General features: G+C 59.8%; 16 protein-coding genes. 1 reads left to right on the plus strand and 15 read right to left on the minus strand.

Annotation, left to right across the window (positions count from 1 at the left end):
• Positions 1-835: 835 nt before the first annotated feature.
• The 15 genes from ABSE61_RS24400 to ABSE61_RS24470 form a co-directional block, all read right to left on the minus strand.
• Positions 836-2098 carry an amidohydrolase gene (locus ABSE61_RS24400; protein ID WP_423873705.1) on the minus strand — a complete coding sequence of 421 codons (1263 nt, stop codon included), beginning with the start codon at positions 2096-2098 and terminating at the stop codon, positions 836-838.
• 35 nt (positions 2099-2133) lie between these two features.
• Positions 2134-2922 (minus strand): ABC transporter permease, encoded by a 789-nt coding sequence (locus tag ABSE61_RS24405; RefSeq protein WP_423873706.1) that lies wholly within the window; start codon positions 2920-2922, stop codon positions 2134-2136.
• Entirely contained in the window at positions 2919-3737 is an 819-nt protein-coding gene (locus tag ABSE61_RS24410) for an ABC transporter ATP-binding protein (RefSeq protein ID WP_423873707.1), read from the minus strand. Before ABSE61_RS24410 ends, ABSE61_RS24405 begins: the two co-directional genes overlap by 4 nt.
• 33 nt (positions 3738-3770) lie before the next feature.
• Positions 3771-4763 carry an ABC transporter substrate-binding protein gene (locus ABSE61_RS24415; RefSeq protein ID WP_423873708.1) on the minus strand — a complete coding sequence of 331 codons (993 nt, stop codon included), beginning with the start codon at positions 4761-4763 and terminating at the stop codon, positions 3771-3773.
• A 27-nt stretch (positions 4764-4790) separates the two neighbouring features.
• Positions 4791-6170 (minus strand): UbiD family decarboxylase, encoded by a 1380-nt coding sequence (locus tag ABSE61_RS24420; RefSeq protein ID WP_423873709.1) that lies wholly within the window; start codon positions 6168-6170, stop codon positions 4791-4793.
• Between the two features lie 680 nt (positions 6171-6850).
• A complete protein-coding gene (locus ABSE61_RS24425; protein ID WP_423873710.1) occupies positions 6851-7858 on the minus strand; it encodes an ABC transporter substrate-binding protein in 1008 nt (335 codons plus the stop codon).
• A 37-nt stretch (positions 7859-7895) separates the two neighbouring features.
• Positions 7896-8726 carry an ABC transporter permease gene (locus tag ABSE61_RS24430; RefSeq protein ID WP_423873711.1) on the minus strand — a complete coding sequence of 277 codons (831 nt, stop codon included), beginning with the start codon at positions 8724-8726 and terminating at the stop codon, positions 7896-7898.
• Positions 8723-9565 (minus strand): ABC transporter ATP-binding protein, encoded by an 843-nt coding sequence (locus ABSE61_RS24435; protein ID WP_423873712.1) that lies wholly within the window; start codon positions 9563-9565, stop codon positions 8723-8725. Before ABSE61_RS24435 ends, ABSE61_RS24430 begins: the two co-directional genes overlap by 4 nt.
• Positions 9555-9695: a hypothetical protein gene (locus ABSE61_RS24440; protein ID WP_423873713.1), complete on the minus strand. Its 141-nt coding sequence runs from the start codon at positions 9693-9695 to the stop codon at positions 9555-9557. The genes ABSE61_RS24435 and ABSE61_RS24440 overlap by 11 nt, the downstream gene beginning before the upstream one ends.
• Before the next feature lie 3 nt (positions 9696-9698).
• Complete coding sequence (fhmpcd1, locus tag ABSE61_RS24445; protein WP_423873793.1) at positions 9699-10628, minus strand: 5-formyl-3-hydroxy-2-methylpyridine 4-carboxylate 5-dehydrogenase; 930 nt, start codon at positions 10626-10628, stop codon at positions 9699-9701.
• Positions 10628-11248 carry a glutathione S-transferase family protein gene (locus tag ABSE61_RS24450; RefSeq protein ID WP_423873714.1) on the minus strand — a complete coding sequence of 207 codons (621 nt, stop codon included), beginning with the start codon at positions 11246-11248 and terminating at the stop codon, positions 10628-10630. Before ABSE61_RS24450 ends, fhmpcd1 begins: the two co-directional genes overlap by 1 nt.
• Before the next feature lie 27 nt (positions 11249-11275).
• Entirely contained in the window at positions 11276-11683 is a 408-nt protein-coding gene (locus ABSE61_RS24455) for a RidA family protein (RefSeq protein WP_423873715.1), read from the minus strand.
• Between the two features lie 10 nt (positions 11684-11693).
• Positions 11694-12821, minus strand: coding sequence for an LVIVD repeat-containing protein (locus tag ABSE61_RS24460; protein WP_423873716.1), 1128 nt, complete (start codon positions 12819-12821; stop codon positions 11694-11696).
• An 83-nt stretch (positions 12822-12904) separates the two neighbouring features.
• Entirely contained in the window at positions 12905-14056 is a 1152-nt protein-coding gene (locus ABSE61_RS24465) for a cupin domain-containing protein (protein WP_423873717.1), read from the minus strand.
• A gap of 275 nt (positions 14057-14331) precedes the next feature.
• Positions 14332-15963, minus strand: coding sequence for a GMC family oxidoreductase (locus ABSE61_RS24470; RefSeq protein ID WP_423873718.1), 1632 nt, complete (start codon positions 15961-15963; stop codon positions 14332-14334).
• 175 nt (positions 15964-16138) lie between these two features.
• Between ABSE61_RS24470 and ABSE61_RS24475 the strand changes: the two genes are divergently transcribed.
• The gene (locus ABSE61_RS24475; RefSeq protein ID WP_423873719.1) at positions 16139-16813 is read left to right on the plus strand and encodes a FadR/GntR family transcriptional regulator; all 675 of its coding nucleotides are present in this window, start codon (positions 16139-16141) and stop codon (positions 16811-16813) included.
• Positions 16814-16867: the final 54 nt, after the last annotated feature.

Below are 16867 nucleotides of genomic sequence, written 5' to 3' on the forward strand. Positions count from 1 at the left end.
ACCAGATCAACCGCCTGCCGCTTGTAGTCGTCCGTAAACGACCGACGTTGACGTCCTTCCATCCGACACCTCCTGGCTCTTCGAGCCTACTACAGGTGTCCATCAGTTCGGAGGAGGTTCAGTAACCAAACTCTCAATTTCCTCATCAGTCGGCAGACAGACTCCATTTGAAGAAAAAACTTGTCAGTTGTCCAACTGACCCCATTTGCGACCAAACCTTCAGTCAGATGACTGATGCGTATTCCTCTATCAATCCCTAACTGACTCCATTCCTTTTTTCGAGACCGAAAAACAGGTGCGCGTCGTATTCTTTTTCTGAATCTATCGAACGTTGGTGCGCTGTACACGTCAGGCACACGAACGTAAGCCGTGGCAGACGTATCAATTCATACGGGCGAGAGTGCAATATCAGCGCTTGTCCGCGTCGGGTCAAACGTGTTTGTTGCCGGCCCGATGACCAAGTCTACTTTGACCCGGAACCGGACCTGAGTCAGTGCGATTGCTGAGGACTATATCGGCCTCGAAGCCACGCCTACGGGGCACCGAACTCAACAAGGTTGGTAGCGCTGCTTGTATCTTATCTAACTTGGATCGCCCCTATCTTTTATTTCAAATGGTTGTTTACCTGTTTCGGAGCCGTCCCCCGGCGTGCGGGTGACCTCACGCCAAGCAAGCTCTCCGTTCGGAACTAAGAGAATAGCATCTTTACATGCTTCGATTTTCGGGGAAAATCTTCGACGTCGGGCTGTGAATGCCGCGTCTCTTCGCAGGTGACGACGCTAAGACGTAAACAGCGGAGGCTCTTCTAGCGCCTTGGCTCGCGGCCGAGCGTTGCTTAACCGACGATTGCTCCGCGCTCGGCGATAAGCTCCATCCCGACCTTGCGGGCATCCTCCGCCAGCGACGTCCAACGATCGGAGACGAGCCGCCCTGCCCGCGTCAGGATCTCGCCGGCCACCATCGTGAGAACCACATCCGATCCGCGCGCGGCATGGACGAGGTTTGTCGGCGCGGCCTCCGGCGTCATCGGCTGGTTATGGAAGCTATCGAGCCGAACCAGAATCAAATCGGCGACATTGCCCGGCGTGACAGCGCCCCCGGGAATGTCCAGAGCGGTAGCGCCGCATCGCGTTGCCATGGTGAGGACATCGGAAGGCGGAAGCACGGCAGGATCGCGCAGCCCACCCTTTTGAAGCAGCGAAGCGAACTTCATGACGTCGAACGGATCGAGGCGATTGTTGGCCTTCGCCCCGTCCGTGGCCAACGTGACGTTGACCCCGCGGCGGCGGAGCTCCGCAATCGGCGCAATCCCCGATCCGAGCTTGAGGTTGGCGTGCGGGCAATGCGCCACGTGGGTGCCGGTTTCCACCAGCAAGCGCTGGTCCTCATCGTCGACCCAAACGCAATGGGCGAGCACCGTCCGATTTCCGAGCGCCTTGAGAGCCGCCAGTTGCGCGACGGGCGTCCGTCCGGTTCGCGATCTCGTACGTTCGACCTGCCGTTCTGTCTCGGCGCAATGAAGATGCAAACCGGTCGCATATCGTTTGGCGAGCGCTACACCGGCAGAGATCTGCTCGTCGCTGCAACTTTCGAGATCGTGCAATCCAACAAAGGTCCGCACGAGATCGTCGTCGGCCGCCGTCTGTTTCAGAAGGGCTTCGGTCTGCGCCAGGGTCGGCGTGAACGGCTTTGTGTCGGCCACGTAAGGCGCGATCACCGCCCGGATGCCGATGTCCCGCGCAGCCCGATAGGCCGTCGCTGGAAACAGGCACATGTCCAGCATCGCCGTTGTTCCGGATAGTAACGCCTCGGCATAGGTCGCGAGCGCGCCTATATACAGCTGTTCTTCCGTCAGCCGCGATTGTTCGGACTCGATCACCTTCAGCCATTCATCGAGAGCGACACCTTCCGCGGAGCCCCTGGTCAGGCTGGAATGGGAATGGGCGTGGGTATTGACGAAGCCCGGCAGCAGCGCACAGCCGTCCGCGTCAATGACCTCGTCGGCCTCGGAGCGATGCTCGCCGGCGACGACCGTCGAGATCAGTCCATCCCTGATCTCAACTTGGCCAAAGAACGGCTGGCCCGCAGGATCCGCCACAATTAGTGCGTTCCGGATGACAATCGATCGAGACATCAGATAATCGCTTTCGCTTCTTGTCCGCGCGTGACCCAGCGCTCCAAACGTCCGAACACAGCAAACGAGACGACGCCCAGTACCGCAAGGATCGTGATCGCAACGAACAGCAGGTCCGTGCGCAGCTCCGTCGCCGAGGTGATGATGAGATAGCCGAGTCCCCGGTCGGAGCTGTAGAACTCCGCAACGACGGCGCCCACCAGCGCGAGTGAGCTTGCGATCTTGAACCCGGCGAAGATGAACGGGAGCGCACTCGGCAACTGCACCTTTAGGAATACCTGTATAGGTGTCGCATTGATGGACCGCATGAATTCGATCACGCGGTAGTCGGCGGAGCGCAAGCCCCGCGTCGTATTCGTAACAATTGGAAAAAACGAAATGATCGCGCAGATCGCGATTTTCGGAACAATGCCAAACCCGAACCAGATCGTGAGCAGCGGCATGATCGCGATGATCGGAATCGCGTTCGATACGATGATGTACGGCAGCAGGCCACGCTCAAGAAATCGGGAATGAACGATGCCGCCCGAGAGGCTGATGCCAAAGATCGCGGCAATGACAAAGCCCGAAAACGCTTCGATAACAGTCATTCCGGTGTGATATCCAAGACTATTCGTCCGTCCGAACCGGGCGCCGATATCGGACGGCGCCGGCAACAGCCACGGCGGCAGATCGAGGACGCGCACCGATCCTTGCCAGACGACCAGTAGCACGACCAGAATGATGGCTGGCGGCAACACCTGATCGAGCCAGCGCCGAAAGTGCAGCCACCGCGTACCGGAGCTCATCTGCGTAAAGCCTCGCGCGCCGCCCGCACCCGGATCAGAAATTCAGGCTGCTCGCGTAAGTCCTCGGTCCGGGGGCGCGGCAAATCAACCGGCAGGATCGTGGCGATACGACCGGGATGAGGTGACATCACCACAACCCGATCGGCAAGATAGACGGCTTCGGAGATGTTATGGGTGACGAATAGAACTGTCTTTTGCTCCGTGCTCCAGATTCGCAGCAGATCGTCCTGTAACTGGGTCTTGGTCAACTCATCGAGCGCGCTGAACGGCTCGTCCATCAGGAGGATCGACGCATTCCACGCCAAAGCCCTGACGATCGCGACGCGCTGCTTCATTCCGCCGGATAATTCGTGCGGATAGGCGTCCTTGAATTTCAGAAGCCCAACGGAATCGAGCAGCGCCTCGCAACGCGTCCGCCGCTGTTCAGCGGGATATCCGACCACCTCGAGTGGAAGCTGAACATTCCCGATCGCGGTGCGCCAGGATAACAGAGCCGGATCCTGAAACACGAAGCCGAACCGGTTCGCGCGCCTTGCCGCGATCGCCGGACCCCCGCGGATCGCCACCGTACCGGACGTGGGCTCGACAAGGTCACTCACCAGCCGCAACAGCGAACTCTTGCCGCAGCCGGTTGGACCGAGGAAGGCTATGAACTCCCCCTCGGCAATGTCGAGATCGATGTTCGATAGTGCCTCGGTCTCGCCGCGCTCGGCCTGGTACCGCAAGCCGACGCCACGCAACCGGATGATGGGCTCCGTTGTGGCGGCGCCGACGGTCGCACTTCCGGCGCCGTGATGTTGTTCGGCAACGTTCATGCAAAGGCCGGCGACTGGCGATGATCAGGCATTTCAATGCGGGAGCATGTCGTTCGAAAACACCTGATGGGCCGAAAGGTCGCGCTCGACGAGACCCAGCTTTTTGGCGATCGCGATCGTATGCTCCCAACGGCTCTCGCTTTGCCAACCGGCGCCGTGCGCTTCCTTGTCGTCGCTCTGGAAATACGGAAGGGTTCGGTCAAGGACCTTGGTCTCGCGCGCCGGATCGCTCTCGGAGACCGCGTTGTTCACGGCCGCGACAGCGGCCGCCGGGTCCTTCGCGGCGTCGCTCAGCCCGTGCGCCGTCGCCTTGAGGAAACCTTTCACGAGCGCTGGATTTTTGGCGATCAGGTCCGGATTCGAAACGATCATAAGACCGTAGGCGTCGACGCCGTGATCCGCTATGGCCATGACTGTGACCGGCAGGCCGGCGCTTTCGGCCTCGATCGGTTCGTTCATGGAGAACCCCATCATGGCATCTACCTGTTTGACTAGAAGTGGCTGCACCCCGAATCCGATATCGACCAGCGTGACCTTCTGCATCGGAATATCGTTCGCGGCGAGCAATGCCGTCAGGCCCTGAAAGGTGGCGCTGCCCTTTTTCGATCCCAGCTTGACACCTTGGGTCAGCTGCGCGGGATCGGTGACCGGTTTCGATTGCGGGCTGAGCACGACGATGGGCGTGCGCTGGTAATAGGCCGCGATGGCTGTCAGCGGAACGCGCTGCTCTGCCGCCTGAACCAGAACCAATGCATCGGCGATCCCGAACTCGACTGCTTTCGACCCGACCTGCTTGACGACATCGGAAGAGCCCGATCCGGAAATGATATCGAGATCAATGCCCTCGTCTTTATAGTAGCCGCGGTCCCTGGCCAGATAGAACGGCGCATGCTGTCCGCCGCCTTTCCAGTCGAGCCGCAGGCTCGCCTTGACAGGAGGCGCGGACGTTTGAGCGAGAGCCTGACCGGAACTGACGGCGAAGATCGCCGCCATCATCAATCCAAACCGGCATGACCACGAGTACATCACATATCTCCGTATCTAAAAAAGCAGCTAGTGCCTGTCCAAAAACGATCTGGCCCAGGCGGCCGCCTCCGGTGGGACGGTCGCGCGTTCCGCATCCGAGTTCAGCGGAGCTGTTGCGTCAAGTGCGAGCTTGGCAGACATGCCGTCGCGGGAAGAGGGATCGAGGCGATTGCAGAAGACGTCGGGGACCATGAACATATCGGTGTCCGCCTGGAAACGGGTCGCCAGGGCCCAGAGCACTTCTTCCTCGTTGAAGACGTTCACGTCCTCGTCAACGGCAACGACCAGTTTCAGGTAGGAGTCGAGACCGAGCAGCAGCATCAGCGCGTGGCGGACCTGGCCCTCCGCCGTCTTCTTGAACGACATGTAGGCATGAAAGTGGGTGCCGGATTTCGGGAAGTTCAGCGCTTTCAGCCCGGGCACCATCTCCTTCAATCGCATGAACGTATGCGCTTCCTTGGCCGCGCGGCCCAGAAGCAGATGCTCCATTGAGTAGCCCGGTATGATGTCGTGGAAGATTGGAGTCGCCCGGTGGGTGATTGCCTTAACGACAAAGACGTTCTTGGTCGAGCGAAAGGTCGAGTACCCCGTATACTCGCCATAGGGACCTTCGTCCTCGTGCTCGCCAGCCAGGATCTCGCCCTCGATCACAATCTCCGCCTGCGCCGGGACCTCGACATCAATGGTCTTGCACTTGACCAGTTCGATGGGCTGGCCGAGGAGAGCGCCTGCGATCTCGAATTCGTCGATCTCCATCGCCACCTTGGCGGCCGCCGCGATGTTGATCGCCGGGTGAACGCCGATGACGATCGCGACCTCCAGATTACGGCCGCGCGCTTCGCAGCGTTGCAGATGTTCCCAGATATGCCCCCTCGAATGCAGGCTTGCCCCGAACTTGTTCGGGCCCTTGAGTTGAAGCCGCTGATAACTGAGATTACGCGTCCCGGTGTCTGGGTCTTTGCATACGAGAATGCCGGATCCGATGTAACGACCGGCATCCTTCTCGAAGTGACGGCTGATCGGCAGCGTGGCGGCGTCAACCTCGGCCCCGATCCGCACGACCTCCTGGACCGCCCCGTGATCAACGATCCTGGCGGGCAGTAAATTGGCGAGGGCCTTTGCCCAAACTTCATTGAATCCGCCCGGCTCGGCACCGACCATGCGAGCGATTCGGTCGCGGCTGGCGAACAGGTTCGTCACGATCGGCGTCTCGAACCCGATCGGCCGGTCGATCAGGACGACCGGCGTCCGGCGGCGGCTTTCGAGTTCGAGGACGAGGGCGGTGGGAACATGGTCGATGTCGATCGGGTCAGAAATCCGAATAATATCCTCGGTGGGCAGCGAACCCACATAGTTCCTGAGAGATTGCTGTTCCTCGCACGACGAGCGCGAAGTGCGGTCAAACATAGACAATCCTTTCGTACCGGTGCGGAAAAGCGCTCGGTCCCGCCCACATAAGCCAAACCTCGACTAGCCCGCAATCGCTGAGTTTAGAACGCCCCGTTGATCAGGGCGCAACGGGCGGCTGCTAGTCATGGCGGCCGGAATTCTGGCTATAATTTCGCGAAACTTTTCTCGTGATTTATTCCGCAGGAGGCCGGCCGTCTTCGGCGAAAGACCTTGAGATATACCAAAAGCCTGCTACCCGCGGATAAAACCGAGCTCTTCGCGGGGGTGCGACGTAACCTCAACCACCAGCACTGCGAACAGATCGCGGCTTCCCCGATCCAATTAGGCGCTTGTCGCATCCTGAATTTCTCATCGAGATCGAGCGCGTGTGCGGACTGGCGCTGTCCCTGGCGGTATTTCAGCGTCCTGGTTGAGCGGATCGCCCATTTTGGGAGCGGCCATGCGCTTGACGACTGGTACCGAAGACCAACACCAAATAGCGGTGGATCAGTCTTCCTTTTTCCGAACAGCGCGCGGCGGCGCGATAACGCCTGCATTTCTGGACATCGGTCTGCCGTGAATGCTTTTCCCGCTTAGCCCTGAAAAGCCGACATTAACCCACGGAACGACCATCGCCATACGCCAAAAGGCGACGTTGGCGTGGCTCGCCGACGAAACTTGAAACTTCCATTCTTGCCTCAACCTCCAGCCAAAAACTTGTCGGTAAAGACTTCATCCGTAGGTACCGAGGCCTTAAGCACCCCCTGCTCCGTCAGCGTCTTCAACGTTTCGTCCCATTGGGCCTTGGTCATCCAACCCAGACCATGTTCCTTCGTGGCCGGACTTGTGAACGTCGTAGCGATGTCCGCCTTGATCTGCGCCAGCAAAACGTCGGCCTTTTCTGCGTAACCGGGAGCCGCCTTGGCTGTGATTTCGGCGGCCTCTTCGGGATGAGCCGCAACATACTCAAAGGCTTCCTTGTAGCCTTTGACAAAGCGGCCCACGAGGTCGGGATTTTCGCTGATCAGCTTCTGCGAGGTGAACATTCCGGAGCCGTACGCTTTCCAGCCGTAATCCGCCCCGAGAAAGATACTCAGCGAACCTGGCCCACCGGCCTTGGCCTCGAGTTCCGGCACCTCGGCATCGACGTAGCCGACAACCGTCTGAACGCGACCGAGAAGCAGATAGCTCTCATAGGGCGGCGAGACGCTGTTGAGCGTCATGTCCTTCTCGGTCATGCCGTTGGCCGCGAGCAGGGCCTTGAAGAAAATATAGGTCGAACCGGCAGGATGAATGCCGACTGTCAGGCCCTTGAGGTCGGCAGGCTTGCTGAGTTTAACGGTCTTTGCCAATGAAATCATAGCCAGCGGAGACTGTTGATTGACTGCGACCAGCGCCACGACCGGAACGTCCTGCGATCGCGCGACGGCCAGCGTCGGGAAATCGCCGAAACCAAAATCGGCATTGCCGTTGCCGACCAGTCGCATGGCGTCAGGCGAGCCAGTCCCCTTGCGGATCTCCGCGACCTCAATGTTGTTTTTGGCGAAGAACCCTTTTTCCTTGCCGACAAAAAACATCGCGTGATTGCCACGCACCACCCAGTCGAGCTGGACATTCACCTTGTCTGCGGCCAGAGCGGCGCTCGAGAAACCTAGCGCTCCAACAAAAGCTGCGAGAGTAACGGCTTTACTGAGGTGTCTCGGCATTCCAAACTCCTTTTGTGACTTGGCTGCTGGAAAAAAATCAATCCTGATTGAATCTTGGTGCCCAGGGCACGACGGCTCGCTCAAGAACTTCGGCAGCGTAATAGAACGCGATGCCGAGAATCGAAACGAGCAGCAAGGCCGCGAACACCTGGGCTGTGTCGAGTTGGGTCGAAGCAAACTGAATGGTGTAGCCGAGACCGTCCGAGGCTCCGGCAAACTCACCGACGATCGCGCCAATCACGCTCAACGTGGCCGCGATCTTCGTTCCGGCCATCAAGCTTGGCAGAGAATGCGGGACACGAATTCTCAGCAAAATCTCGGTCGGCCCGGCGCCGACCGAATTCATCAGCGCCAGAAGCGAATTGTCCACCGACTGCATTCCCGCGAGCATCGACAGCGTCACCGGAAAGAACGCGATGACCAGGATCAATCCGATCTTGGGAACGAGCCCATAGCCGAACCAGAGAATAAAAATCGGGGCCAGCGCGACCTTGGGCACATTCTGAAACAACACCACGAGCGGATACAGCGCTCGGCCCAGCCAATCGAAACGGACGATCACAAGTGCCAACGCGACCCCGACGGCGACCGAGACAAGGAAGCCGAACAGGATTTCGCCTGCCGTAACGGCCGTGGCCTGCATCAGCGCGCCCCACTGGGCAACCAGCGCCTGCACGATTTTAGTGGGAGCGGGAATGATAAAGGAGGAAATGGAAAACGTCCGTACCGCCGCTTCCCACAAGACCACTATCGCCAGAAAGAGGATGAGCGCCGGAAGCCAGTGCCTCGTCGCCGCGCTAAAGGTCAAAGCAGGCTTCGACGGCGGCGCGATATCAGCAGGAATGTCGACGACGGGCTGCTCGCTCACGATGCATCCCTCGGCTGATGGCTGGAGCGTAGCATGGATCGGAGCTGGACCGTCAGCCGGACAAATTCCGCATTTTCGGTGATAGACAGATCGCGCGGGTAAGGCAACGAGATGTCGATACTCTGGGTGATGCGTCCAGGCTTGATGCCGAGCACATGAACCTGTCTCGACAAGTGAATGGCCTCGTCGATCGAATGGGTCACAAGCACGATCGTCTTGCCGGTCCGCTGCCAGATACCGAGCAACGATTGGCCCATGGAATCGCGCGTGATCGCGTCCAGCGCCCCGAACGGTTCGTCCATCAGCAAGACCGCAGGATCGAGCGCCAGAGCCCGGGCGATAGCGACGCGCTGGCGCATTCCCCCAGATAGTTCGTTCGGGCGCTTGTGGGCGGCATCGCCCAGCCCCACCAGTTCCAGCATCTCCTGGCCGCGGGCCCGTAACGCCGCACGTGACATCGACTTGTCCACGACACTCAGAAGCATCGAGGCATTGTCGACTGCGTTCTTCCAGGGCAACAGATTGGCGTCCTGAAAGACGAGACCAATCATTCGCTTGCGCGCGGCCTCGCCTGGCGAAAGCCCCGCAATCGAGACACTGCCGCTGGTCGGACGCACCAGCCCCGCAAGCACCTTGAGGAAGGTACTCTTGCCGCACCCGGAGGGTCCAATCAGGGAAATGAAGGCGCCTTTCCCAACCGAGAGGTCGATGTTCTGCAGGATCAGTTGGCGCTTCTGATCCGTCCCCATGATCACCGAAACGCCTTTGGCGGAAATGATCTCGTCCCGCACGATATGGGCCCTTCTGCTTTCGGCCGGTCGTATGGTTTCAACCCGCATGGCTGGCGATCCTGCGCGCGTTGGTGATCGGCGCCCGGGGCACGGCGAGCGATGCAGAAATCTCGGCGCCCTGCGCAACGGCAAGCCGACTGAATTTTCTAGTCTGGCGTTCCTGCGCGGATCGCTCCATTGCCTACTCCCGGCCTTCAAGGATGCGGCGCACCGCGACAAGCTTGTGCGCCCGTTCGCCCTGCAAGGCCTTTATCCGCTCGGGCGTATAGGAAAACATGCCCTCGCCCGACTTAATGCCGAATTTGGACGCAGCATTCTTTTCCAGCACCACCGGCGCCACATCGTCTCGTTTGGAGAGATCTGCGTTCAGGAACGATGAAACCGATTTGTAGATATCGAGGCCCGCCATATCGAGCAGCGCCATCGGTCCGATCACAGCGATCTTGTAACCAATGCCCCACGACACGCAGGTGTCGAGATCTTCCGGTTCGATGACGCCTCGCTCGACAAGGTCGACGGCTTCACGCAGCAACGCGTAGAGCACGCGATTTTCGACAAAGCCGGGAACGTCTTTCTTCACGACCACCGGCAACAGGCCGATGGAACGGATCAGATCGCGGATGGCCACAACGGTTGCGGCGGACGTTTTCTCGCCGCCGATGACTTCGATCATCGGAATGATGTGCGGTGGATTTGACCAGTGCATACCGACCATCCGCTCGGGATGGGAGATATGAGCCTGTAGCTTGGTGATCGGAATGCCGGACGTGTCGGTAGCGACTATAACCGAAGGAGCGATCAGTGGGTCGATTTCACGGTAGGCTTCGGCCTTGATGTCGATATTCTCCGGCACATTTTCGATCACCAGCTCGACACCATCTACAGCCTCGGCGATAGTCGATACGAAGTGCACCCCACCCGCGCCGGACGGTGGCGCCCTGATGTCGAGACGATCAAGAACGCCTTCCGCGGCGTCGAGTGTGCCGCGGGCGCGATCGACCGCGCCTTGCGAAACATCATACGCCTTGACCTCGAGACCGCCGCGAGAAAGCCGCGCCGCGATGCCCGGGCCCATCGTCCCCAGTCCGATGAGGGCGACGCGCTTGATCATCATGCAGCTTTCGCAGGAGCCGCGCTGGTTGCCACTTTAAAGGCCGGCCGTGCGGCGATCGCAGCCGACCAGCGCTCCAGATCAGGCAATGCCGGCCGGTCGATCTTGAAGTCGATACAGCGCTTCAGGATGGGAGCGCAGGCGATCTCCGCAATCGTGAACTTGCCGAGCGCGAGGAAATCCTTGCCCGCCAGATGACCGTCAACGATCTTGAGCTGGACGACCAGATCTTTGACCAGTTCCTTGCTTTCAGCGGTTTGCTCTTCGGGCTTCAGCTTGGCGTTCTTGAACGCCGCGAGATAACCGGGATTGACGGCCGCCAACAGAAAATCCATCCAGCGTTCGATGTCGGTCTTTTCCGCCGGCGTGGTGCCGTGAAGATGCTGGCCGATGGATGCCGCCAGATAGCGCAGGATGGTGTTGGACTCCCAGATCACGGTCTTGCCGTCGACCAGGGTCGGGACCTTCGATGTCGGATTGAGGGCCTTGTACTCGGCGGTCTGCGTATTCTCGAACTGTCGGCCGTAATCCTCGCGTGTGTAAGGCGTGCCGAGTTCTTCGAACATGAAGATCACCTTCTGGACGTTGCCTGACGTCTGGCGGCCTAAAAGTCTGTACATGGTGTTTTCCTCCGGAATGTCTCGGGCTTACTTGACGCTCGGCAAAGGTTTGTAAACGATGGCATCCATCTCGATCTTGGTGTTGATGACCGCTTTTGCCTCGACGGTGGTGCGCGCAAGCACCGCATCACCTATTCCCTCGAGGAATGCCTTGTTGTAGCGGCCGAAATCGCGCGTATCCTCGAGGTAAGTCGTGATCCGGACGACATCAGACAGCGTCGCACCTTCGTCCGCGATGACGCGCGCGATGGTCTTGAGCGTCGCCAGCGTCTCTTCCTCGATGGTGCCGCTGACCATGTTGTTGTTCTCGTCCTTCGGCACCTGGCCCGAGACGAAGATGAAGTCACCGGCTCGCACCGCTGGATGAAACGGCAGGTTCGGGTTCTTTTTGCCGATCGCGTAGTGTCTGGAGGATTTTCGCGTTGTGTCATTCAAAATGGCCTCCCTACAGAACGCTGGTTTCGATGATGTCGACGCCGCGGATGCGGTCGATCAAATAAACGATGCCGCGGTCGTCGATGGTCACATCGTTGGACGAAGAGCGCTCGGCTCCCGCCGGCGGGTCGGGCATGAAGTGTCCGACTTCCCGGGGCGCAAACGGGTCGGCGATGTCGACCAGCCGAAGCCCCTGGGCGAACCACGCAAATGGGATCACCGTGCCTTTGAAACGCTCGGATGGCTGGTGGCAGCCGGTCATCTGCGGCTGCGGCGCACCGTCAACGTCGAGTCCCGGCACCTGGAAGGTAGAGATCGGCAACGGGTTCTTCTCGTCGGTGATATCGTAGATCCATGCGAAGGCCGGAGCCGAGGGACGAAGCTTGGCGACGTCCTCGTCCGCCACCACCATGATGTTGCGGCCCTTGAGTGGCTGCGGGATCGGCAGGCATGTGTGCGTAGGATGCGGAAAGCTCGGACTCGAATTGACGTGCGAGATAAGCTTCGGCTTCGAGAGGTCCGAAATGTCGAGAATGAACAGCCCGTGATGCCAGTAGCTGACATAGAGCCTGTCGCCCATCCGCAGCGGATGATGGCAGCGCGGCGTGACGTAGTCATGCCAGGGATATTCCTCACCGCCTCCGGTCCACTGCCCGGGTATCCACCAGCGTCCGGCCTCGACCGGATGAGCCGGATCGATCAGGTCGAGGATCATCACGATGTTGCCGACGTACCCGTCCGCCGTCGGTGAGATATAGGCGTAGCGGCCGTCGAAGTCGTAACGATGGACGCCCTTGCCGCCGGTGATCCATTTCGAGATCAGCTTGGGCTCCGCCGGTCGCGTGGTGTCGTAGATCGCCAGTCCGCCGCCGAACTCGGCCGAGCCTTCGCTGCCGAAGCGCTCGTGATTGATGATCATCAGGCCATCCTTGGCGCGGACCTTGTGAGAGTGCCAGCCTTGCGGGACGTCGATGGTCGTTATCTTGCGCGGATTGCGCGGGTCGGAAATGTCGACCAGCGTCGTGCCGCTCGGTGGTCTCATGTGACCGATGTAGAGGATATTGCCGTCGATCCAGACCTGACCGCCGCCCGGGCAATCCACATGTGCGATCTGCTTGGTGTTTAACGCCGAAACCAAATGCCTGCATCCTTACCGCTGAAACATCAGTCCGAGGTCCGAGCCGCCGGAGGCGGCTGGACATCCCATGCCGAAGGTCTGTCCTAAGCGAGACGAAGCAGGTCGCCGGCCTGGTTGCGACCCGAACGCTTGTAGAGCAGCAGCGCCTTCAGGGTCGGAGCGTCGGTCGCCCCGAAGAAGATAACCGGTTCGGTCGACGAGCCGTTGACATGCTCGACCCAAGATCCGCCGGGCACGGCGATCGTGTCGAACTGATTCCAGTCGTAGCGCTTGCCGTCGATGATTGAATGACCTTTGCCGCGGAAAGGCGCCAACAGCAGGCTGGCCGTTTCGCGCTGCGGAAGGGTTCGCTCGCCGGGCCGCAACATCTGCGCGTAGAAATTGATCGTGCGGAAGACCGGCCCCCCGGTGACCGGATCGACATAATCGACCACGATCCCCTCGTGGGGATCGCCGTCCCAATCCTTGAGGGCGTCAAGCGCCGCTTCCATCTTCTCCCAGCGATAGACATACATCGGCGATGAAAGGCCGCCGCCGCGCTTGTGATCGACGAAGCGCGGCATCAGACCGCCCTCACCGTAAATTCGCTGCGAGTAATCGCTTGGAAAGCGCGCCGCCTGCACTTTCTTCTCGACTTCCTTGCCGTCGATCATCTCCTTGTAATTATGATCGAAGTGGACGGCGTTCAGCGTCTCGACGAGGGGCAGATCCAGGACCGACAGATTGATCGCCGGTTCACCGCCGACCGTGCCGTGATTGTGCCAGGCATCGTTGGGGGTCAGAACCATGTCGCCCGGCCCGAACACCACGTCCTCGCCCTCGACGCCGGTGAAGTTGCCCTTGCCGGTCAGGCCGAAGCGAACGGCACTCGGCGAGTGCTTGTGCGGCGGCATGATTTCGTCCGGATCGTTCAGCCGATAGGCGGTGTACATGGTGCTGACCGAGGCGCGCTTTGGCGCGAGACCGGGATTGAGCAGAATCAGCGAACGCCGTTCGCTGTCGCTCATGGTCACCAGTTCGGCAGCGCGCTGCAGCAGCGGCTCGATGTCGGCATACGACCAGACGAAGGGGACCGCCCTGGACGTCGCCATCAGTTGCTTGATTTCGTCGTGCTCGACGCCCTCGGTCGTGGCCCAGAACGGAAACATGTTCTTCTTGTGGAGCGTGTCGTAGAGCTCCTGAAGGGCCGCCTTCTTGTTGATGGGGGTTACATTCGCCGGTTGCGCCATGGACATATCAATCCCCTTCTCATCGCGGTGAAGCCGATAACCAATTCAACCGTATGCTTGCTGGTTTTGGTCGGCAATCCTAATTTTAGGAAATCGGACAAATTTGGTTGAAGTGCACTTTGCGCAGGCAGCGAGCCGCAAAATAGGCAGAAAACAGCTGAAATAAGCTCGAAAAATGATCTGAGTGAACCGCGGAGAAGGCCGGCACGGGATCGTCGGCCGAGACAACCAACTCGAAAAAAAAGCAACCAAATAGAGATTGGTTGAGATCGGACGCTTCCTCAAGCCGCCGCCAAGCGTGACGAAGACGACCCACGGATCAAGTCCGAGGCTTTCTCGGCGATCATGATGACGGCCGCATTGATATTGCCGCAGACGAGGTCTGGCATCACGGAGGCATCCACCACGCGAAGCCCGTTGAGGCCGCGAACGCGCAATTGCGGATCGACCACGGAACCGGCGTCGACGCCCATCCGGCAGGTGCCGGCAGGATGATGCACGGTGATCGACGTCTTGCGGATGTGCTCGTCGATTTCGTCGTCACTCTCGCAAATCGGCCCCGGAAAGAATTCCGCTCCTACGAACGGCGCCATGGAGGGCTGTGCAGCAAGGTTGCGCGCGACACGGAAGCCGGCGCGAAGCGACTGCCAGTCGCGCGGCGAAGACAGGAAATTCTGGTGGATCAGCGGGGCGGCCGCAGGGTCGTTTGAGGCCAGTCTGACGCTTCCCCGGCTCTCCGGCTGGATGGCGACAATGCGTGTCGCGAAGCCATCGGTGAAAGGCGCCTTGAACGGAGCCATGTGGGGCCATGCGGCAAGGGGCGCCGCGGTGAAGAGCAGCTGCACGTCGGGCAGCGGCCGCCCCAAGTCGCTCTTGAGGAAGGCCACGACTCCACCCGGGACATCACCGGAAAAGCCCTTACCGGTGAGGTAGGTCTTGGCGAAATCCAGCCCGATACGATCTGCCCGCATCATCTTGAGGAACGGGCCGGGCTGTTTGCGCCGGTACATCAGGATGACTGAGACATGGTCCTGTAGGTTCTTGCCTACATCCCGGAGATCGATCTTCGTCTCGATGCCTAGCGATACGAGATCGCTGCCATCGCCGATCCCCGATAGCATCAGCAGTTGCGGCGTATTGATGACACCTCCGGCAAGCACAACCTCGCGGCGCGCCGAGACTTCGTGGGTCTCGCCGCCTTGTGTGTAAGCGATGCCGGTCGCACACCTGTCTTTTTGAAGAATTTTCGTCGCCAACGCGCCGGTCAGTACCTTGACGTTTCTACGGCGCATCGCAGGACGCAGATACGCTGTTGCGGCCGAACAGCGCCGGCCATTTGCGATCGTCATCTGAAGACGCCCAAAACCCTCCTGCACCGCGCCGTTATAGTCGTCGGTCTGGGGGTATCCGGCTTCCCGGCTGGCCGTCGCGAAGGCGTCGATCAGTTCGTCCTTGTAGCGGCAGAACTGCGTGTTCAGCGGCCCTTTGCCGCCGCGATAAGCACTTTCCCCACCTTCCCAGTGCTCCTGCTTCTTAAAATAAGGCAGCACCTTTTCGAACGACCAATCGGATAATCCGCTGGCCGCCCAACGATCGTAATCGCCGCGATTGCCCCGCACATACGCCATGGCATTGGTGGAAGAACTGCCGCCGATGACTTTGCCCCGGGCGCATTCAACCTTGCGGCCGCCGACATTGGCCTCGGGCTCGCAAAAATACATCCAGTCGTGACGGCGTTCGGTGAGGATTTTGCCCCAGCCGAGCGGGATATGGATCATCGGATCCCGGTCCCAACCGCCCGCCTCCAGGACCAGCACAGAAACCGCGGGGTCTTCGCTCAGTCGGTTTGCCAACACACAGCCGGCTGATCCGGCTCCAACGATGACATAGTCAAAGGTTTCACCGGTCGGCATGCGGTCCCCAAAGGGAAAATCAGCTCGCTCCGTTGCGAGCCATAGAACAACGTCACTCAACCATCGCCCAACTGGTGTTGTCAACCATAGCCAGAAAAGTATAGATTGGTTGAATTGGTTGGGGAGCACTCCCCATTTGCATCACCTTGGCACCGGCCGGGCAGGAGATTTTGTTTTGACCGCGTTCAAACCGCAGATCATGCAATCCGACCTCGAAGACATCATTACGGCGATCCGCCAGATGCAACAGGACGGTGGCAAGCTTCCTTCCGAGCGTGACCTTGCCGACCTCTTGCACGTGAAGCGCCATCAGCTTCGCAAGGCGCTCGGCGTGTTGCGTCATTCGGGTGATCTTGGGCCCGCGCGTGCGCGGCGGCCAACGACCTCGCCCAGACATAACGAAGAACTGGTTCGCGTAACGAACCCGCTTGAGGTGGTGGAATTACGCCTTCTCATCGAGCCGGGCCTTGCCCGGCTCGCCTCGTTGCGTGCTTCGTCGTTCGAGACGACCCGGATTATCGAAGCGGCAACCACGCCTGAAAGTGCCTCGTCAGGCGAGATCGATTTCGCTTTTCATCTGGCCATTGCAGGGGCTGCGCGTAACCAGCTTGCAGTCGAGTTCTACAAGATCCTGCGTCAGGTCGGGGTCGATGCTCGAATGAAGGTAGCCCGCACCGCCGCGCCTACCTGTTCCAAACGAATCGCCCAGCGAGACGGCGAACATCGTTTGATTGCCGAAGCGATCCTGCAGCGCGACCCCGAGGCAGCCGAAGCCGCCATGCGGGCGCATTTGTTCTCCGTGCAACGGCAAATCACGGAGCGCTCAAATGGTGGCGCCGTCGCCGCCTGATCGCCTCGTCCGATGAGATCAAACCGAGCGTTCTTCGATCTCGCGACGCGTTGT

The organism is Bradyrhizobium sp., assembly GCF_049519115.1.
Lineage (GTDB): Bacteria > Pseudomonadota > Alphaproteobacteria > Rhizobiales > Xanthobacteraceae > Bradyrhizobium.